The sequence below is a fragment of the Trabulsiella guamensis ATCC 49490 genome, assembly GCF_000734965.1.
Lineage (GTDB): Bacteria > Pseudomonadota > Gammaproteobacteria > Enterobacterales > Enterobacteriaceae > Trabulsiella > Trabulsiella guamensis.
In genome coordinates this window covers 39,953-58,724 of sequence record NZ_JMTB01000107.1, presented here as the reverse complement: position 1 = coordinate 58,724, position 18,772 = coordinate 39,953, and the positions used below count along the sequence as shown (strand labels likewise).

Annotated in this window: 18 protein-coding genes and 1 pseudogene; 6 read left to right on the top strand and 13 right to left on the bottom strand. The window is 54.9% G+C overall.

Annotated features, from left to right (window positions below):
• From GTGU_RS18320 to pldA, 4 genes and pseudogenes are all read right to left on the bottom strand, one after another.
• Positions 1 to 232, bottom strand: a pseudogene (locus tag GTGU_RS18320) (hypothetical protein); the annotation flags it as partial.
• A gap of 238 nt (positions 233 to 470) precedes the next feature.
• Entirely contained in the window at positions 471 to 1,091 is a 621-nt protein-coding gene (rhtC, locus tag GTGU_RS18315; RefSeq protein ID WP_038160471.1) for a threonine export protein RhtC, read from the bottom strand.
• 65 nt (positions 1,092 to 1,156) lie between these two features.
• Positions 1,157 to 2,986: an ATP-dependent DNA helicase RecQ gene (recQ, locus tag GTGU_RS18310; protein WP_038160469.1), complete on the bottom strand. Its 1,830-nt coding sequence runs from the start codon at positions 2,984 to 2,986 to the stop codon at positions 1,157 to 1,159.
• 67 nt (positions 2,987 to 3,053) lie between these two features.
• Positions 3,054 to 3,923, bottom strand: coding sequence for a phospholipase A (gene pldA / locus GTGU_RS18305; RefSeq protein WP_038160466.1), 870 nt, complete (start codon positions 3,921 to 3,923; stop codon positions 3,054 to 3,056).
• A gap of 167 nt (positions 3,924 to 4,090) precedes the next feature.
• On the opposite strand from pldA, the gene yigI reads away from it, so the two are divergent.
• Complete coding sequence (gene yigI / locus GTGU_RS18300; RefSeq protein ID WP_038160463.1) at positions 4,091 to 4,558, top strand: acyl-CoA thioesterase YigI; 468 nt, start codon at positions 4,091 to 4,093, stop codon at positions 4,556 to 4,558.
• Positions 4,559 to 4,609: 51 nt separating this feature from the next.
• A complete protein-coding gene (gene rarD, locus GTGU_RS18295) occupies positions 4,610 to 5,503 on the top strand; it encodes an EamA family transporter RarD (protein WP_038160460.1) in 894 nt (297 codons plus the stop codon).
• Between the two features lie 39 nt (positions 5,504 to 5,542).
• Here rarD and corA read toward each other — a convergent pair whose 3' ends face one another.
• The 8 genes from corA to lptM form a co-directional block, all read right to left on the bottom strand.
• Positions 5,543 to 6,493, bottom strand: coding sequence for a magnesium/cobalt transporter CorA (gene corA, locus GTGU_RS18290; protein ID WP_038160458.1), 951 nt, complete (start codon positions 6,491 to 6,493; stop codon positions 5,543 to 5,545).
• Positions 6,494 to 6,642: 149 nt separating this feature from the next.
• Positions 6,643 to 6,699: a YsgD/CorL family protein gene (gene ysgD / locus GTGU_RS27095; protein ID WP_350494802.1), complete on the bottom strand. Its 57-nt coding sequence runs from the start codon at positions 6,697 to 6,699 to the stop codon at positions 6,643 to 6,645.
• Positions 6,700 to 6,847: 148 nt separating this feature from the next.
• Positions 6,848 to 9,010: a DNA helicase II gene (uvrD, locus tag GTGU_RS18285; RefSeq protein ID WP_038160456.1), complete on the bottom strand. Its 2,163-nt coding sequence runs from the start codon at positions 9,008 to 9,010 to the stop codon at positions 6,848 to 6,850.
• 83 nt (positions 9,011 to 9,093) lie between these two features.
• Entirely contained in the window at positions 9,094 to 9,810 is a 717-nt protein-coding gene (gene yigB / locus GTGU_RS18280) for a 5-amino-6-(5-phospho-D-ribitylamino)uracil phosphatase YigB (protein WP_038160453.1), read from the bottom strand.
• Entirely contained in the window at positions 9,810 to 10,712 is a 903-nt protein-coding gene (gene xerC / locus GTGU_RS18275; RefSeq protein WP_038160450.1) for a tyrosine recombinase XerC, read from the bottom strand. The genes yigB and xerC overlap by 1 nt, the downstream gene beginning before the upstream one ends.
• Positions 10,709 to 11,416 carry a DUF484 domain-containing protein gene (locus tag GTGU_RS18270; protein ID WP_038160447.1) on the bottom strand — a complete coding sequence of 236 codons (708 nt, stop codon included), beginning with the start codon at positions 11,414 to 11,416 and terminating at the stop codon, positions 10,709 to 10,711. Before GTGU_RS18270 ends, xerC begins: the two co-directional genes overlap by 4 nt.
• Entirely contained in the window at positions 11,413 to 12,237 is an 825-nt protein-coding gene (gene dapF, locus GTGU_RS18265; RefSeq protein WP_038160444.1) for a diaminopimelate epimerase, read from the bottom strand. The genes GTGU_RS18270 and dapF overlap by 4 nt, the downstream gene beginning before the upstream one ends.
• A 35-nt stretch (positions 12,238 to 12,272) precedes the next feature.
• A complete protein-coding gene (gene lptM / locus GTGU_RS18260) occupies positions 12,273 to 12,476 on the bottom strand; it encodes an LPS translocon maturation chaperone LptM (RefSeq protein ID WP_038160441.1) in 204 nt (67 codons plus the stop codon).
• Positions 12,477 to 12,613: 137 nt separating this feature from the next.
• Here lptM and cyaY point away from each other — a divergent pair, with 137 nt between their 5' ends.
• On the top strand, positions 12,614 to 12,934 hold the full coding sequence (cyaY, locus tag GTGU_RS18255) for an iron donor protein CyaY (RefSeq protein WP_038160439.1): 321 nt from the start codon (positions 12,614 to 12,616) through the stop codon (positions 12,932 to 12,934).
• A gap of 18 nt (positions 12,935 to 12,952) precedes the next feature.
• Here cyaY and cyaA read toward each other — a convergent pair whose 3' ends face one another.
• The gene (gene cyaA / locus GTGU_RS18250; RefSeq protein ID WP_038160436.1) at positions 12,953 to 15,499 is read right to left on the bottom strand and encodes a class I adenylate cyclase; all 2,547 of its coding nucleotides are present in this window, start codon (positions 15,497 to 15,499) and stop codon (positions 12,953 to 12,955) included.
• Positions 15,500 to 15,873: 374 nt separating this feature from the next.
• Here cyaA and hemC point away from each other — a divergent pair, with 374 nt between their 5' ends.
• The 3 genes from hemC to hemX are packed head-to-tail and all read left to right on the top strand — an operon-like array spanning position 15,874 to position 18,770.
• Positions 15,874 to 16,815, top strand: coding sequence for a hydroxymethylbilane synthase (hemC, locus tag GTGU_RS18245; RefSeq protein WP_038160433.1), 942 nt, complete (start codon positions 15,874 to 15,876; stop codon positions 16,813 to 16,815).
• Positions 16,812 to 17,552, top strand: a complete 741-nt coding sequence (gene hemD / locus GTGU_RS18240; protein ID WP_038160430.1) for a uroporphyrinogen-III synthase — start codon at positions 16,812 to 16,814, stop codon at positions 17,550 to 17,552. Before hemC ends, hemD begins: the two co-directional genes overlap by 4 nt.
• A gap of 21 nt (positions 17,553 to 17,573) precedes the next feature.
• Positions 17,574 to 18,770 (top strand): uroporphyrinogen-III C-methyltransferase, encoded by a 1,197-nt coding sequence (gene hemX / locus GTGU_RS18235; protein ID WP_038160427.1) that lies wholly within the window; start codon positions 17,574 to 17,576, stop codon positions 18,768 to 18,770.
• The last annotated feature ends 2 nt before the right edge of the window (positions 18,771 to 18,772 follow it).

The following is an 18,772-nucleotide window of genomic DNA, read 5'->3' as shown; positions in this document are numbered from 1 at the left end:
CAGCCACCACACCGGAGACCCGGCGCAGTGCGGTCATGCCCTGCCAGACGGTCAGGACGGCAGTCTTTTCCAGCAGTGCGTCCGCGGCCTGGCGGAACCGGTTGCTGGCCACTTCCGCCTCGAGTGTGAAGGGGGTGGACAGCGCCTGGGTGAGGCGGAAACGGACAACGGCGAAGGTCTCCGGCATCTGCGCGTCGATATCCAGCGTGAAGCGTAATCCCTGTAATGACATACCGGCATCCCTGAACTATTCATGGCATCATTGAGGAAGGCTTGTTTATTGGTAACATGAATAAAAACAATGTGTTACAAGATGATGGCGAATGCTGGCACGGGGAGTGTCCGGAGAATGTGAGCGGGATCACGAAGGGAAATGTTGAATACGTCAGAAGCCGGTTTCGGACAGGAAAGTCATTAGTGCAGAGAACCGATATCAGGCAGGTATTCACCTGCCTGATACGAAGAGACAATTAGCGGGAAAGGATCAGATGCAGTCCAAACGCGGCAAAGAGCGTTCCGGCGACGCCGTCGATCCATTTCGCCATGCGCTGATAACCACGACGCATCGCCGGGAGCGCAAAGAGGCTGGCGACGAGAGTAAACCAGGCAAAGGTTTCGACAATGATCAGCAGGAAAATACCCCAGCGCGCGGCACCGCCAATGTTATCGCCAACGAATAATGAGAACACCGAACCGAAATAGATAATCGCTTTGGGATTGGCGAGGTTCGTCAGCAACCCCTTCAGAAAACTGCGGCCGCTGCGGGCTAATTCTACCTGCGGCGCAGGCGCGGAACTGACCTCTTTCTTCAGCGCGCCACGCAACATCTGGTAGCCCATCCAGCAGAGATAAAGGCCGCCGCCGACCATGATGATGTTATGCAGCCATGCCATTTTTTGCAGGATCAGATGCAGACCCAGCAGCGCAACGCCTGCCCAGACCATTACGCCTGCGGTGATCCCGAGTACGCCCATCATGGCTTCTTTGCGTGAACGACTGACTGCCGTTTGCGAGACGAAGAAAAAGTCCGGGCCTGGACTCATCAGCGCGATGATATGCACCAGCGCCACGGTGAGAAAGAGCATTAACATAGGCGATTACTCATGGAGGAAATAGTTCAGCGAGTAACCATACTGGCACTTTTTTTTCGCCTTGACTACTCCTCGTCGTCACCATCGACGTGCGAGCGAATCAGCGTCATAAATGCTTTGCCAAAACGCTCCAGTTTGCGCGTTCCCACGCCGTTAACGCTGAGCATCTCGCCCGGCGACAGCGGCATTTGCTCGGCCATCTCAATCAATGTGGCATCGTTAAAAACGACGTAAGGCGGAATATTCTCTTCATCGGCGATGGCTTTACGCAACTTACGCAGTTTGGCGAACAGTTTGCGGTCATAATTGCCCACCGCCGCTTTCTGCATCACGCGTGGTTTCAGGGCAACGATACGCGGCACGGCGAGCTGCAGCGGTGCTTCGCCACGCAGCAACGGACGCGCGGCATCGGTTAACTGCAGTGCGGAATGCTGAGCGATATTCTGTGTGATAAACCCTAAATGGATCAGCTGACGGATCACGCTGACCCAGTGTTCGTGGCTCTTTTCCCGTCCCATGCCGTAGACCTTGAGCTTATCGTGCCCAAACTCGCGGATACGCTGGTTATTGGCGCCGCGAATCACTTCCACCACGTAGCCCATCCCAAAACGCTGGTTGACGCGGCCAATGGCGGAAAGCGCAATCTGAGCATCGCTCACGCCATCGTATTGCTTCGGCGGATCAAGGCAGATATCGCAGTTGCCGCAGGGCTCCTGCCGCCCTTCACCGAAATAATTGAGCAGCACCAGACGACGGCAGGTTTGCGCTTCGGCAAAAGCCCCCATCGCATTGAGTTTGTGACGCTCAATGTCCTGTAGTTGCCCGGCGGGTTTTTCTTCCAGGCAGCGGCGCAGCCACGCCATATCAGCCGGATCATAAAACAGCATGGCTTCAGCAGGCAGACCGTCACGCCCGGCGCGGCCCGTTTCCTGATAGTAGGATTCGATATTACGCGGGATATCGAAATGCATCACAAAGCGTACGTTAGGCTTATTGATACCCATCCCGAACGCCACTGTCGCCACCACGATTTGCAAATCGTCGCGCTGGAATTTTTCCTGCACGTCGGCGCGGACGTCGTTCTCCAGCCCCGCGTGATACGCCCCGGCGCTGATACCACGACTTTGCAGACGCGCTGCCGTATCTTCAACTTTCGCCCGGCTGTTGCAGTAAATAATGCCGGATTTACCGCGCTGTTCCTGCACGTAGCGCATCAATTGATCGAGCGGTTTGAATTTTTCCATCAGCATGTAGCGGATGTTCGGACGGTCAAAGCTGCTGATCTGAATCAGCGGATCGTTAAGGCCCAACAAACGAACGATATCAAGGCGGGTGGTGTCATCGGCGGTCGCCGTCAGCGCCATAAACGGCACGGCAGGGAAACGTTGACGCAACTGCCCCAGCGCCGCATATTCCGGACGGAAATCATGGCCCCATTGCGAAATACAGTGCGCTTCGTCCACGGCCAACATCACCGGATTCCAGTGACTGAGATTGTCGAGAAAGTTGTCGAGCATCAGACGTTCAGGCGCGATATACAGCAGGCGAATTTTGCCGGTACGGCAGCCTGCCATCACCTCAAGCTGTTGCTCGCGGCTCTGCGTGGAATTGAGACAGGCCGCCGCTACGCCGTTTGCCAGCAGTTGGTCAACCTGATCTTTCATCAGCGAAATCAGTGGCGAGACGACAACCGTGAGGCCATCGAGCACCAGCGCCGGAATCTGATAACAGAGCGATTTTCCGCCGCCAGTCGGCATCACGACCAGGCAGTCACGCCCTTCCAGCGCTGTATTGATGATCGCTTCCTGGCCTGGGCGGAACTGCTGGTAGCCAAAGGTTTCCTGCAAAACCTGCTTCGCCAGTGATTCCTGATTGAGTACTTCCGCCTGTGCCACAGTGACCCCATTCCTCTTAATAAAAACAGGCGCTATTTTCAGCGCCTGTGAGCGAAACTGCAATGTTTTAAAACAGATCGTTAAGCATAACGCCAACGCCAACACGCGTCTGGTTAAAGTTATAATCGATCAACGATTCGCCATAGCCGCTATAAACCTGTGTATAAACACGGACATGCTTCGTGATGGGGTAACTGATGCCGACTTCTGCGCCGCCATAGCCGGTATTCCAGTTGTACTGCCCCTGCGCACTGAGCACGGCATCACCAAGCTGGTAACCGATTTTCAAGCGGTAATACCCCATGTATTTAGCGATATCCGGGTTATCGTTAGTGCTGCCAATCACATACCAGGGTTTCACTTCCACCAGCCAGTTACCGTTCTGCGCCATCAGGCGGGTATAGAGGCGGTTCCAGCTGCGGGAGGTTGGGTCGGAGCGGCCATTTGAGTCGTGATTGTAGCCAAACTCCACATCGCGCAACGTCCAGCCGGCAAAAGAATAATCGGTGGCAAAACCAAGGAACAGCTGCGGTTCATAGTTGGTTTCACGAAACGGTGCGGATTCTTTGCTGTTGGAAAGCTGCCACCACGAGCGTTGCGTATATGACGCCCCCAGCACGGAATTATCCCCCAGAATGCCGCGCCAGAGCGGAAAGGCCAGACTCAACTGGAATTTCACTTCATCTTTGCGCGCATTCTCTGACCAGTCGTAGCTACGAATCGCTTCTTTGTTCAGATCACTGGTCCAGGTATAGAGCAAATAGTTGCTCTCATAAGGGTAAAGCGTAAAAGGATTATCATGCTCCTGCAGCAGGTTCGCGATGATGCTACCGCGAACCGCAGGCGCATCATGCACTTCTTTTATCGTCGCTTCCTGCGCCAGGGCTGAAAATGACAGCCCGACCATTGCCAGCAGCCAACCCAAAGAGATACGCATCGATTCTGTTCTCCTGAACCTCAGTTTATTAGTCAGACTTATTATTCTGCGCTTCATTCTACAGACTTACATGACACAACGCTTGTCTGAATATCCTTTCTTAAAAGTGGAAATCAACAATTGTTAATCATAAAATCAACATTTCATTAACTAACGGATAAGCTGTTATGTCTGCTGAATTAACCGCCGAAGCGGTACTCAACATGGTGGGCGAGATCTTTGTGTATCACATGCCGTTTAACCGTGCACTGGGTCTGGAGCTGGAACGCTACGAAAAAGAGTTTGCGCAATTGAGCTTTAATAATCAGCCGATGATGGTCGGCAACTGGGCGCAAAGCATTCTGCACGGCGGCGTGATTGCCTCCGCGTTGGACGTGGCGGCTGGACTGGTCTGCGTGGGCAGCACGTTGACGCGCCACAATACCATCAGTGAAGAAGAGCTTCGTCAGCGTCTGTCGCGAATGGGGACTATTGATTTGCGGGTCGATTATCTGCGTCCTGGGCGCGGCAACCGCTTTACCGCGACCAGCAGCCTGCTGCGGGCGGGGAACAAAGTCGCCGTGGCGCGCGTGGAGTTGCACAACGAAGAACAAGTGTACATCGCCAGTGCAACGGCAACTTATATGGTGGGTTGAGTCACATTTTTCGGGTAAAATCCCTTCACTTTTTTGCAAGGAATTTAACCGATGGATGCTAAACAGACGCGGCTGGGTGTGTTGCTTGCACTCGCCGCTTATTTTATCTGGGGTGTCGCTCCAGCTTACTTCAAACTGATTTATTACGTTCCTGCTGACGAAATCCTCACGCATCGGGTCATCTGGTCATTTTTCTTTATGGTGGCACTGATAAGCCTCAGCCGTCAGTGGCCGCAGGTCAAAAAACTGCTGCATACGCCAAAGAAGATCTTCCTGCTGGCGCTGTCGGCCGTACTGGTCGGGGGAAACTGGCTGCTGTTCATTTGGGCGGTGAATAATCACCATATGCTGGAAGCCAGCCTCGGCTACTTTATCAATCCGCTGGTGAATATCCTGCTGGGGATGATTTTCCTCGGCGAACGTTTTCGTCGGATGCAATGGGTAGCCGTTGCGCTGGCGGTGTGCGGCGTGCTGGTTCAATTATGGACGTTTGGTTCGCTGCCGATCATCGCCCTTGGGCTGGCGTTCAGTTTTGCCTTTTACGGCCTGGTGCGCAAGAAAATCGCGGTGGACGCGCAGACTGGCATGCTGGTTGAAACACTGTGGCTGCTGCCGGTAGCGGCTGTCTATCTGTTTGGCATTGCCGACAGCGCCACCAGCCATATGGGGCAAAACACGATGTCGCTTAATCTGCTGCTGATGGCGGCAGGGGTGGTGACCACCGTTCCACTACTGTGCTTTACCGGCGCTGCAACGCGTCTGCGTCTCTCCACGCTTGGCTTCTTCCAGTATATCGGCCCGACGCTGATGTTCCTGTTGGCTGTGGTGTTCTACGGCGAAACGCCGGGAGCAGACAAAATGGTGACGTTTGCGTTTATCTGGGTCGCGCTGGCTATTTTCGTGATAGATGCAATGTATACTCAGAGACGAGGACATCGGAATTAGAGGACTGGCGGGTAAGCACAGCGCTACCCGCCCATTTTTTTACAGCCAATTCTTGCGTTTGAAATAAAGGTATGGCGCCAGCCCGGCGAGGATCATAAAGATAATCGCGCCAGGATAGCCAAAGCTCCACTTCAGCTCCGGCATAAACTCGAAGTTCATCCCATAGCTTGAGGCCACCAGCGTTGGCGGCAGGAATACGACGGATACCACCGAGAAGATCTTGATGATGCGGTTCTGCTCGATGTTGATAAAACCCATCGCCGCCTGCATCAGGAAGTTAACCTTCTGGAACAGCGATTCGTTGTGCGGCAGCAGGGATTCGATATCTCGCAGGATCTCGCGCGCCTGCTCCAGTTGACCGGCCGGAATGCGTGCTTTACGCACCAGAAAGTTCAGAGCGCGCTGGGTATCCATCAGACACAGGCGAACCTTCCAGCCGATATCCTCCAGTTCCGCCAGCGTTGAGAGCGGCTCGTCGTATTCATCACCCTGATGACCTTCCATGATGACACGGCTTAACTTTTCCAGATCGCTGTAAATATTTTCTATTTCATCCGCCAGTTGTTCGATTTTGGTTTCAAACAAATCCAGCAGCAACTCATAAGCGTTGCCGTCGACCATTTCCTGGCTGCGGGCGCGCATACGATAGAGACGAAATGCCGGCAGTTCGCGTTCGCGCAGCGTGAAAAGACGCCCTTCACGAATAGTGAATGCGACAGTGGAGTTACCAGCGTGGTCTTCCGCATCTTCAAAAAAGAAAAAGGAGTGAATGTGCAGCCCGTCTTCGTCTTCAAAAAAACGCGCGGATGCTTCGATGTCTTCCAGTTCAGGTCGTGTCGCCAGGTTCTGGCCCAATTCCGTTTGCACACGGCTTCGCTCGTCATCGTCCGGCTCGACGAGATCCACCCACACAGAACTGGCCAGGTGTTTGATCTCATCCGCCTCAAGACGCGTTAAGCGGTTATTTTCCAGTTGAAATGCGCTCAGCATGACCGGGACTCCCAATGCAAAATATTATCGGACAGTTCGGTGGGCACACAGAAACGAATGGAGTTTCAGACCATTAAGTCTGACTCAGCGCGACGGGATAAAGACAGGTCGCCGACAACCGCTAAGGCTATCAGCATAAGAGGATAGCCTTAGGAGTTGTTCCTGATTGACAGGAAGTTGAGCCAGCATCTACTGGGTGTGTCCAAGGCGAATGTCCTCTTAGCGTAATCGTGCGCGCATGTTACGCCAGCAAAAATGCAGCGTCAACAGACAACGAAACGCCAGAGAGTATTAATTCCCCTCTGGCATATAAGGCTAGCAGATTATTACAAAAAAATGATATTTTTCTGAATGTTACACAGTTTCAAGGCGGGCATAAGCGGCAACCAGCCATTTGATGCCCTGCCCCTGAAACGCCACCTGTAACCGGCTGTGCTCGCCGCTACCTTCCAGATTGACGATAGTCCCCTCGCCAAACTTCGCATGGCGTACACGCTGGCCGAGCTTGTAGCCGGTATCGTTCTCCACTACCGGCGTACCCAGACGCTGATGGCTGACAGGGCGGCTCACCGTCGCGCGTAAACGTACTTCTTCAACGCAGGCCTCTGGCAGTTCGCCGATAAACCGTGACGGACGGTGATACACCTCTTTACCATACAGACGGCGCGTTTCAGCGTAGGTCAGCGTCAGTTTTTGCATTGCACGGGTCACGCCCACATAGGCCAGACGGCGCTCTTCTTCCAGACGACCACCTTCATCCAGCGACATCTGGCTCGGGAACATCCCCTCTTCCATGCCGACGATAAATACCTGCGGGAACTCCAGCCCTTTCGCCGAGTGGAGCGTCATCAGTTGAACGGCATCCTGCCAGGTATCCGCCTGCCCTTCACCCGCTTCAAGCGCGGCGTGAGACAGGAATGCCTGTAGCGGCAGCAAATCTTCGTCTTCATCCTGATAGCTGAACTGGCGTGTTGCCGTCACCAGTTCCTCTAAGTTTTCGATACGCGTCTGGCCCTTCTCGCCTTTTTCCTGTTCGTACATCATCCGCAGACCGGAATCTTTGATGACCCGATCGGTCTGAACATGCAGCGGCATATCAGCCGTTTCCTGCGCCAGCGCGTCAATCAATTCCAGAAAACGCTGTAGCGCGCTGGCGGCACGCCCGGCGAGGGCTTTTTCCTGTAACAGTTCGCGACAGGCCTGCCACAACGTCAGTTGACGATCGCGCGATGCCTGGCGCACTACGTCCAGCGTGCGATCGCCAATACCGCGCGTTGGAGTATTCACCACGCGCTCAAACGCCGCGTCGTCATTACGGTTGGCGATCAGGCGCAAATAGGAGAGCGCATCTTTGATCTCCTGGCGTTCGAAGAAGCGCATACCGCCGTAAATGCGGTACGGCATACTCGCCTGTAGCAGCGCCTCTTCCAGCACACGCGACTGAGCGTTGCTGCGATAAAGAATGGCGCACTGTTCCAGCGCGCCGCCGTTGTCCTGCCAGGTTTTGATCCGGTTGACTACAAAGCGCGCTTCGTCCAGTTCGTTGAACGCGCAGTAGAGGGAAATCGGTTCGCCGTCGACACCATCGGTCCACAACTTTTTACCAAGACGACCATCGTTGTTTTCGATGAGGGCATTCGCCGCGCTGAGGATATTGCTGGTCGAACGGTAGTTCTGCTCCAGGCGGATGGTTTCCGCGCCGGGAAAATCATTCAGGAAGCGCTGGATGTTTTCCACCTGCGCGCCGCGCCAGCCGTAGATTGACTGATCATCATCGCCGACGATCATCACTTTGCCGGTGTCGCCTGCCAGCAGACGGATCCACGCGTACTGAATGTTGTTGGTATCCTGGAATTCATCGACCAGGATATTGGTAAAGCGTTCACGGTAATGCTGCAAAATATGCGGCTTGTTGAGCCATAGTTCATGCGCACGCAGCAACAGCTCGGCAAAATCCACCAGCCCGGCACGGTCGCAGGCTTCCTGATAGGCCTTATAGACGTCTATCCAGGTTTGCTCCATGGGATTACCGTAACTCTGGATATGATGCGGGCGCAGCCCTTCATCTTTCTGACCATTGATGTACCACATCGCCTGACGCGGCGGCCATTGCTTCTCGTCGAGATTCATGGCTTTGATCAGGCGCTTCAGCAGACGCAGTTGATCTTCGCTGTCGAGGATCTGGAAATCCTGCGGCAGGTTGGCATCCAGATGATGTGCGCGCAACAGGCGATGCGCAAGGCCGTGGAAAGTGCCGACCCACATGCCGCCCTGGGAGGTGCCCATCAGCTGAGAAATACGATGGCGCATTTCCGCCGCCGCTTTGTTGGTGAACGTCACCGCCATAATTGAATACGGCGAGCTGTTTTCTACGCTCAGCAGCCAGGCGATACGATGCACCAGCACACGCGTCTTACCACTGCCCGCCCCCGCCAGCACCAGCATATTGGTGCGCGGCGCCGCCACGGCTTCACGCTGTTTATCATTGAGGCTGTCGAGCAGGTAAGAAACGTCCATTGGCACCGCCGAATATGTGTCGGGGACGGAAAGCGTGACGCCCTCCGTCAAAACCCTGGGAATTTATACAGAACTGCTGGTGATTATATCAGCGTCGTGAGGGATGCCAACCGGGAAATTTCGATGTGCGGCAGCAGGCGGCTGTCGTTGATTTGCATCAGCGAGCCTTCAAACAGGTTGATCCAGCACGCCTGCATGCCGCAGCGGATCGATCCCGCGACGTCTGTTGTCAGGTCGTCGCCAACGTGGAGGATCTGGCCGAGCGGCACATTCAAACGTTCTGCGGCCAGATGGTACATATCGGCAAAGGGTTTGGAGCGGCCGTCCGGGCCGGCGCGCAATACAAACTGAAAGTAGTCGCTCAACCCAAACAGCTCCGGTTGGGCGTTGCCGTTAGTGATAGCCACCAGCGGCCACCGCTCCGCCAGCGCGGCCAGCGTGTCGTGCGTTTCCTGCGGAACATCAATGCGACTACGCCATTTGGCGAAATTAACCATCGCCGCTGTCGCGCCAACAGACGCCTCTTCGGCACTCAGCCCCGCCTGCAGCATGGCCTGTTCTACGGCACGACGGCGCCATTCAGTCACGTCGTGGTAAATATCGGGTTCAGTTTTGCGCAGCGCATGGCGCAGTTGCAAAAAGTCGCTGCTCTCAAAACCGCTGAGCGCAGGATGATAATTTCGCAGAAACGCCAGCGATTCCTGCTCTGTTTTCAGGATCACCTGACGGTTATCGTAAAGGGTATCGTCCAGGTCAAACGTCAGCGCGGAAATCTGACCTAATGGGCGGTAAAAACGCATTATTTCCCCCGTTTGGCGCGTGGGTGCGCCGCATCATACACCGAGGCAAGGTGTTGAAAATCAAGATGGGTATAGATTTGAGTCGTCGCCAGATTGGCATGGCCCAGTAGCTCCTGCACACCACGCAGATCGCCGCTCGATTCCAGCATATGTGTGGCAAATGAGTGACGGAGCTTATGCGGATGCACATGGCTGTTCAGCCCCTGCTTAATGCCCCATTCAGCAAAACGCTTCTGCACGTTGCGCGCTGAAATCCGCTTGCCCAGCTTCGAGATAAACAGTGCGTCATCATCGCCGCCGAACAGGCCTCGAAGATCAAGCCAGTGTTCAATCCACGTCACTGCAGTGCGACCGATAGGTAAGCGACGCTCCTTGCTGCCTTTACCGACGACCCACACTTCGCCGGTAGTGAGATCGAGGCTTTTGATATCCAGATTCACCAGTTCGGACAGACGCAGCCCGGCACCATACATGATTTCAAGCATTGCGCGGTCACGTACCGCCAGTGGGTCGTTATGATCGATGTCCAGCAACCGGTTAACGTCATCAACGTCAATATTTTTCGGTAAATGGCGCGGCGCTTTTGGCGCGGAGACCGCTTTCGCCGGATTGGCGTTCAGTTCACCCTGCCACACCATCCAGTCAAAGAAACTACGCAGTGCCGAGAGCCGTAGCGCCAGGCTTGCCGGGCCAAGGCCTTTACGTCGACTGCGAACCGCAAAATTGCGCACCACGGAGACATCACACTGCTGCCAACTGGTGATACCGGTGTCACTGGCTATCTGGATGATGGCATCAAGTTGCTGTCGGTAATTGCGTAACGTGATGGGGCTGAGCTGACGCTCAACGCCCAGGTAGCGGAGGAAGCGTTCGACGGCGTCGTGCATTGAGGAATCGGTCATACGCGCTCAATCCAGCGCTCCAGCAGACCGGGCAGCATCAGCGCTATTTCCTGCAACAGCTGGGTGCCTTGCCCCTGTTGGTAGTGATGCGCATCGCGGCTGCTAAAGAGGATAACGCCAAGATCGCTGTCGCTGCCAAGCATCGACATCGCGACCGAGCCAATGGCTTTCGCCTCCGGCAGAACGACCAGCAATTCCGGCCCGTTCAGCGAGCCGAGGTAATGGCGTTCATGGCCCAGACGCTGAATACGCAGCGGTTCAAACGCCTGACGGGACAACGCCAGGTGTGTGGCGCTGGTCGGCGCGCCAATACGCCAGCGGTCGGGGAACAGGCGAACCGTCGCCCCGGCAAGACCGAGATCCCGTGCCCAGCGGTGAAAACGAGTCAGCATGTCGTCCAGGCTTTCAGCCGACGCCAGACGGGTTTGCAGATGCAACAGGCGATAGAACAGGCTTTCGTTTGTCGTGGCCTGCTCCATTAGCAGCGAGATGTTTTCTTCCAGCGTGCTGATATGGTTACGCGCCCGCGCCATATGCCATTCCACCAGCGATACGGTGCCGCGAACCGGATGAGGCACCCGCATCTGCTCGACGAACTGCGCATTGCGGGTAAAAAATTCAGGATGTTGCAGCAGGTACTCCACCACGGCGCGATCGTCCAGCGCCGTGACCACATCCTGCTGTTCTTCCCCGACTTGTTTCATAAGTGAATAAATCCGTCGTAGACATGTGCCGCCGGACCAGTCATAAACAACGGTTGACCCGGACCTTTCCAGGCGATATCGAGTCGTCCGCCTGGTAATTCCACGCGTACTTCTTCTGCCAGCAGCCCTTGCAGAATGCCGACAGCGACCGCCGCGCACGCGCCACTGCCGCAGGCCTGCGTTTCCCCTGCGCCGCGCTCATAAACACGCAGACGAATATGGTCGCGGTTGATCACCTGCATAAAGCCGATGTTGGCGCGCTCGGGAAAACGCTCATGACTCTCCATCACTGGCCCCAGCGTTTCTACCGCCGCAGTGTCGACGTCATCGACCTGAATGACGCAGTGTGGATTACCCATCGACACCACGCCACATAATATTGTCTGTTCGACCGCACGCATAATATAGGTCTTTTCCGCTTTGTTCGCGCGAAACGGCACCTGCGACGGCTCAAAGTTGGGTTCACCCATGTTCACCCGAACCAGATCGTCATCTGTTACGCTTAATACCATACGGCCATTCGCCGTACTGACGCGAATATCACGTTTATTCGTCAGCCCTTTCAGGCGCACAAAGCGCGCGAAGCAGCGTGCACCATTGCCACACTGTGACACTTCGCTGCCATCGGCATTAAAAATACGGTAGTGAAAATCCAGCTCAGGATCGTACGGCGGTTCGACGATCAACAATTGATCGAAACCGACGCCGAGATGCCGATCCGATAAACGCCGGATCAACTCCGGAGAAAAAAACACATTCTGCGTTACCGCATCGACGACCATGAAGTCGTTACCCAGACCGTGCATTTTAGAGAACTGCATCATCTACTCCATTCACGGGATTGAGAACGGAACCGTCAGTAATTCACCTGAGTCGGGCCGCCATTGTCGCCACGATCGTTACGATCCGGCGTAGAACTCTGAATCGTGCTATCAACCGGTTTTGTCGGCGGCGGTGCGGTTTTATCTGCCGGAGGGAAATAAAGCGGCCCTTTCAGTCCACAGCCGGTCAGGCTGAACATCGTCAGTAGTATGGCGAGCGTTCGGTAAACGTTTTTCATTCTAAAATGCCTGTTGTTCATGCTTTCTGTTTTCTATCATCGCAGGAGAAGACGTAAAAGCAAGCGTTTAGCGCCTAACTGCAACGCATTATGTTTCGCGTTATACTGCCGCCATCACTAAAAAATAGGAAACAAAAATGAACGACAGTGAATTTCATCGCCTGGCTGACGCCCTGTGGCTGACCATCGAAGAACGTCTCGATGACCGGGACGGTGACAGCGATATCGACTGTGAGATTAACGGCGGCGTGCTGACGCTCTCTTTCGACAACGGCAGCAAAATCATTATTAACCGCCAGGAGCCGTTGCACCAGGTATGGCTGGCGACGAAACAGGGCGGTTATCACTTTGACCTGAAAGGTGATGAGTGGGTGTGCGACCGTAGCGGCGAAACGTTCTGGGATCTTTTAGAGCAGGCTGCCACGCAGCAGGCGGGAGAACCGGTCAGTTTCCGCTAAACGCGATCTACCGCGCGACTACGAAAAATATTGCTGCAGTAACGGCGCCGTGTTGTCCTGATCGATCGCGGCGGCCGTGCCAATCGCCTGGGTGCGGAACGGAATGACCTGTGCGCGCCCGTCTATTTTCACAATCTGGTAGAACTGCGGCAGGTTGAAGTTGATAAAGCTGGAGCCGTAGGTAAAGCGGTCGTGAGACGATGAATAGAAGCGGCTGACGTCGCGAACCAGTTCTTCTTTACTCCCTTCACAGTGGTGGTATACCTCTGCCCGGTTTGTCTCATCCAGAATGTAAATATTAAAGCCGTTATCATCACTGGTATCTTCAAAGAAGAACTGAATGATCCCTTCGCTGGCGAAACCGTCGACCACCGGCGGTAGCTGAACCTGATTGGTTTCCACCTGAACAGACAGGCCGTGCAGCTTGTTATGCGAAATGGCGCCATAAAACTCGATGGCGTTTTCCAGCTTCTGGACCGACACATTCAGACGCTCGAAGAACAGACCCCAAGTCTGCCCGGAGACACGTAGCGCTTTGAAGCGCCCGGTTTCCTGACGCGTACTGGAAAGGCGCAACTCGATACATTCAGAAACTAATTGCTGGACGCGGGTGCGGATCAGACCACGAAGATGCTGGCTGTAGCAAAAGACTTCAACGCTGTCCGGCGGCGCGGCATCCTGGTGCATCTTGCCGAGAATCGTTTTTAACGCTTCGATCATCGCCTGCTCGCCATTAAAATGTAACGTACGCACTTCATTCCACGAGTTGCGGTACAGCAGATCAATACTGCCAATCAGGCAATTTTGCGCTTCGCCAAAGCTGAAGACGTCCAGCTTGCGGAAATCGAAATGCACCACCTGGTTACGGAAGGCTGCCGTCGGGTCATATTCGAGGTTAACGATAATCGCCAGATGGCGGATTTCACAGGGGCTGTACAGCGCTTTCGGCGTCGGCGCCGGCAGACGCAGCGGGAAGTGATGAGACACATCCGCCACCATTTCCTGCAGTTTCGCCAGATCAACAATACCGTTGCCCTTAATAAACAGATGAGTGCGGGACGTCAGCAGGCCGTTAAACCAGGCCCAGGCCACCAGCTTATTAAGATAACGGTTATATTCCAGCGGTTGATGGCTGACGATGGATTCCATGTTCGGCGCGCGGTTGTAGAGATACCAACCCGTACGGTTAGCACGGCCCGGCGGCACATAGATAAACGTCAGATTCGGCTCAGAAAGATCAGGTGAAATCTGCGGATTCACCAGCGTCACTTTGCCTGGTAAAGCTTCAAACGCGGCGTACAGTTTACGCGTCAGCACGCCGATATCCTGCGGACTGGCGGAGACGCTCAGGTTGTTACGGCGGGCGAAACGGATGAGGTTACGATAGCTCTGCATCATTGCGTCGAGCAGTTCGTTATGCGCATTGCGCACTTCATCGATTTTCCAGTTCGCGCGGTTGTCGAGCATGGTCAGGCGCGCATCGTCCCAGCCCCACTCTTTCACTAACTGGGTGAGCACTTCACGACGCCAGCCGACGCAGGCACGCTCGCGGCTCAGTTTTTCGCACACTTTGAGATAGAAACAGCGGCGCACCAGATCAAGACGCGTTTCGTCTTCAATATTAACGAGATATTCGGTGACGCGTTCCAGCATCATGCAGTACGGGTCAAGGCCAAACGAGATAATTTCGCCATCGTGCAGACGCTGTTTAATGTCTTTCGCCAGCAGGCGCGGATTGGGGTATTCCCAGGAATAGGCTTCCAGCAGCAGAGTTTTTAACACCGCTTTGTAGGGCGAGTCGATGCTTTTATAAAGCTGCCACAGGCTGGCGCCAAAGTACTCTTCTGCCGACAGCGAACTCAGACCGCCAAGATCCAGCCATTCGTTCGGGGTCAGTACGCCCTGTGCGTACAACGTCATTACGTAATCGTCGTAATGCTCTTCTTCGTCACAGGGCACCATATTCCACAGGATACGTTTCCCGGCAAGACGCACGGCAGTACGGTAAAATTCGTCGAGCAACAGGATGTGCTGCGTTGAACCGCAGTCCTCGCCGCCGAGGCTACCGCTTTCATTATGGCGGAAGCGGTTTTCGTCAATCAGGAAGAAACTGACCTCAACGCCGAGCGACGCGGCCCAGCTTTCCAGCAGGCTGCATTTACGTTGCAGCAACTGGCGCTCGTCGTTATCGAGCCACGACTGGTGACAGACCCAGATATCGAGATCAGAGGAACAACTTTGCCCTACCGACGACGTACTGCCCATGGTATACACACCCGTGATCGGCAGTTCGCCCTGCGGGGTTTCCTGCTTCGGCATACCGCGGTGCAGTTCGAGTTCATCAAGATAGTGGCGTTGGGTTTCATCAGGCGTGAAAAGGCAGATGCCAGCGGGAACGTTACCGTCAAGGTAACCCGGCATCAGCGGGTGATGATAATGCAGCAATGTCGGCAGTAGACTGTAGACCTGTTGGAACGCAGGCCCCATGGCAGCAAGCGCGCGATCCACACGCAATTGATTGATGGCATCCAGTCTCTGTTTAAGCGTCTCAATGTAGAGGTACAAGACATTTCGCCTGATGTTCAAACCCGGGTACCCAGGGCGTTGAGCCGCCAGAGATACGATACGGGTTGCAGTAATTCAACAAATACCGTTACCGTTTGTCGTCGTTTTCGTTTTGGTCGCATTGACGAACAAATGGTTTAAAACGTGATCAATTTAACACCTTGCCGATTGACCGTAAAGAAAGATGCGCTACATACAAGTGTAGCATCAATTAATTCACGAAAATGTCTGAAAGCGGTCCGGGCGGGTTACGCAGTCGATCGCATAATCACGTAACGCTTCCGCTTCCCACTTCCCGCAAAAAACCGTGAAAACTGACATCCTTAAGGCAAGAGTGTTAGGATGGTTGATGGACGATTATGACGGTAACAAGCATGTTAGACAAAGTTTTGAGAATTGCCACACGGCAGAGTCCCCTCGCGTTGTGGCAGGCACATTATGTCAAAAATAGCCTCATGGCCTGTCACCCCGGACTGAATGTCGAACTGGTGCCAATGGTGACCCGTGGCGATGTGATCCTTGATACCCCACTGGCCAAAGTCGGCGGTAAAGGGCTGTTTGTCAAAGAGCTGGAGCTGGCGCTGCTTGAGAATCGTGCAGACATCGCCGTTCACTCGATGAAAGACGTACCTGTTGAGTTCCCCGAAGGACTTGGGCTGGTCACCATTTGCGAGCGTGAAGATCCGCGCGACGCCTTCGTCTCTAACCATTATAACTCGCTGGATGATCTCCCCGCCGGCAGCGTGGTGGGCACCTCCAGTTTGCGCCGCCAGTGTCAGCTTGCCGCTCACCGTCCTGATCTGGTGATCCGCTCTCTGCGTGGCAATGTCGGAACGCGTCTGAGCAAACTGGACAATGGCGACTATGACGCCATTATTCTTGCCACCGCCGGGCTAATCCGCCTGGGGCTGGAATCGCGCATCCGTATGGCGTTATCGCCGGAAACTTCTTTACCCGCCGTCGGTCAGGGCGCGGTGGGCATTGAATGTCGCCTGGATGATAACTGGACTCGCGCGTTGCTGGCGCCGCTGAACCATACAGAGACCGCGATACGCGTTAAAGCGGAGCGCGCCATGAACACGCGCCTTGAAGGCGGTTGCCAGGTGCCAATTGGCAGCTATGCTGAGCTCATTGACGGTGAAATCTGGTTACGCGCTCTGGTTGGCGCCCCGGACGGTTCGCAGATGGTACGCGGCGAGCGTCGCGGCAAACCCGAAGAGGCGGAACAACTGGGTATTTCACTGGCAGAAGAGCTACTGCAAAACGGCGCGCGCGCTATCCTGGCGGCGGTCTATGATGGAGAATCGCCTGCATGAGTATTCTGGTCACCCGCCCGTCTCCGCAAGGAGAAGAATTAGTGAGCCGCCTGCGCACACTGGGGCGAGTGGCCTGGAGTTTCCCGCTGATCGAATTTACCCCCGGGCGGGAACTGCCGCAGCTTAGCGGCCTGCTGAATAGCCTCAGCGAAAACGATCTGCTGTTTGCGCTGTCCCGCCACGCGGTGACGTTTGCCGACGCGCAACTACGCCAGCAGCAGGCGCACTGGCCGCAGGCGCCTCACTATTTCGCCATTGGCCGCACCACGGCACTGGCGTTACATCAGGTCAGCAGCAAAACGATTCGCTATCCACAAGATCAGGAAATCAGCGAAGTCTTGCTACAATTACCTGAATTACAAAATATTGCGGGAAAGAAAGCGCTGATATTGCGTGGCAACGGCGGGCGCGAATTGCTCGGTGAAACGCTGCAATCGCGCGGCGCTGACGTGACATTTTGCGAATGCTATCAGCGTACGGCAAAACACTACGATGGCGCGGAAGAAGCCATGCGCTGGCAATCACGCGGGGTGACCACGCTGGTTATTACCAGCGGCGAAATGTTACAACAGCTCTGGTCGCTAACCCCACCGTGGTATCGTGAACACTGGCTACTCCGCTGTCGGTTGCTGGTTGTCAGCGAGCGACTGGCGCATCTTGCCAGGGAATTAGGCTGGCAAGAGATTCAGATTGCCGATAGCGCCGACAACGATGCGCTGCTGCGCGCGTTACAATAACTCTCAAAACTGGAAGCCATAATGACGGAACAACAACATTCCTCCGCCGTGGTTGAAGAGACCAGGGAGGCCGTGGAAACCACACCACAGCCAGAAAAAACCCCAGAGCCGCAGAATACGGCACCCAAAGGAAGTGGCAACAAGACCAGCCTGGTGCTGAGCGCTGTCGCCATTGCTATCGCGCTGGCGGCGGGTGTTGGCTTATACGGTTGGGGAAAACAGCAGGCGGTGACGCAAACGACGGCGAATGACACCCTTGCGAATCAATTGATTGCGTTACAGAAATCGCAAGAAACGCAAAAAGCCGAATTCGAAGGCATCATCAAACAGCAGACAGACCAGCTGGTTGAAGCGAAACGACAGCAGGAAGCGCTGACAAAACAGCTCGACGAAGTGCAGCAAAAAGTTGCCACTATATCTGGCAGCGACGCTAAAACCTGGCTGCTGGCGCAGGCTGATTATCTGGTCAAACTTGCCGGTCGCAAACTGTGGAGCGATCAGGACGTCACCACTGCGGCGGCGTTGCTGAAAAGTGCGGATGCCAGTCTCGCTGACATGAACGATCCCAGCCTGATCACCGCTCGTCGCGCCATTACTGACGATATCGCCAGTTTGTCTGGCGTCACGCAGGTGGATTACGACGGCATTATTCTGAAAGTTAATCAGCTGGCGAATCAGGTCGATAACCTGCGTCTGGCCGATAACAACGACGACGACTCGCCGATGGATGACGATGACAACGGCGAACTCTCCAGCTCGCTCAGCGAATGGCGGGTGAACCTGCAAAAGAGCTGGCAGAGTTTTATGGATAACTTTATTACCATCCGTCGCCGTGATGAAACTGCGGTTCCGCTGCTGGCACCGAATCAGGAAGTCTATCTGCGGGAAAACATTCGCTCCCGCCTGTTAGTCGCAGCGCAGGCTGTACCACGCCATCAGGACGAAACCTACAAACAGGCGCTGGACAACGTCTCCACCTGGGTGCGCGCTTACTACGATACCGACGATGCAACGACCAAAAGCTTCCTTGACGAGATCGACAAGCTCAGCCAGCAGAGTATTTCCATGGATATCCCTGACACGCTGCAAAGCCAGGCGATTCTGGAAAAACTGATGCAAACACGGGTACGTAACCTGCTGGCACAGCCTACTGCGCCAGCCGCTGCTGAGGCTGCACCGCAAGCTGAGGCCCCGGCCGCGACGCCGCAAGGAGAATAATC

Coding starts and splice junctions, on each gene's coding strand:
- rhtC (WP_038160471.1), bottom strand. CDS start 1,091: ATGTTAATGCTCTTTCTCACCGTGGCGCTGGTGCATATCATCGCGCTG.
- pldA (WP_038160466.1), bottom strand. CDS start 3,923: ATGCGTATCTCTTTGGGTTGGCTGCTGGCAATGGTCGGGCTGTCATTT.
- yigI (WP_038160463.1), top strand. CDS start 4,091: ATGTCTGCTGAATTAACCGCCGAAGCGGTACTCAACATGGTGGGCGAG.
- rarD (WP_038160460.1), top strand. CDS start 4,610: ATGGATGCTAAACAGACGCGGCTGGGTGTGTTGCTTGCACTCGCCGCT.
- corA (WP_038160458.1), bottom strand. CDS start 6,493: ATGCTGAGCGCATTTCAACTGGAAAATAACCGCTTAACGCGTCTTGAG.
- uvrD (WP_038160456.1), bottom strand. CDS start 9,010: ATGGACGTTTCTTACCTGCTCGACAGCCTCAATGATAAACAGCGTGAA.
- yigB (WP_038160453.1), bottom strand. CDS start 9,810: ATGCGTTTTTACCGCCCATTAGGTCAGATTTCCGCGCTGACGTTTGAC.
- xerC (WP_038160450.1), bottom strand. CDS start 10,712: ATGACCGATTCCTCAATGCACGACGCCGTCGAACGCTTCCTCCGCTAC.
- GTGU_RS18270 (WP_038160447.1), bottom strand. CDS start 11,416: ATGAAACAAGTCGGGGAAGAACAGCAGGATGTGGTCACGGCGCTGGAC.
- dapF (WP_038160444.1), bottom strand. CDS start 12,237: ATGCAGTTCTCTAAAATGCACGGTCTGGGTAACGACTTCATGGTCGTC.
- lptM (WP_038160441.1), bottom strand. CDS start 12,476: ATGAAAAACGTTTACCGAACGCTCGCCATACTACTGACGATGTTCAGC.
- cyaY (WP_038160439.1), top strand. CDS start 12,614: ATGAACGACAGTGAATTTCATCGCCTGGCTGACGCCCTGTGGCTGACC.
- hemC (WP_038160433.1), top strand. CDS start 15,874: ATGTTAGACAAAGTTTTGAGAATTGCCACACGGCAGAGTCCCCTCGCG.
- hemD (WP_038160430.1), top strand. CDS start 16,812: ATGAGTATTCTGGTCACCCGCCCGTCTCCGCAAGGAGAAGAATTAGTG.
- hemX (WP_038160427.1), top strand. CDS start 17,574: ATGACGGAACAACAACATTCCTCCGCCGTGGTTGAAGAGACCAGGGAG.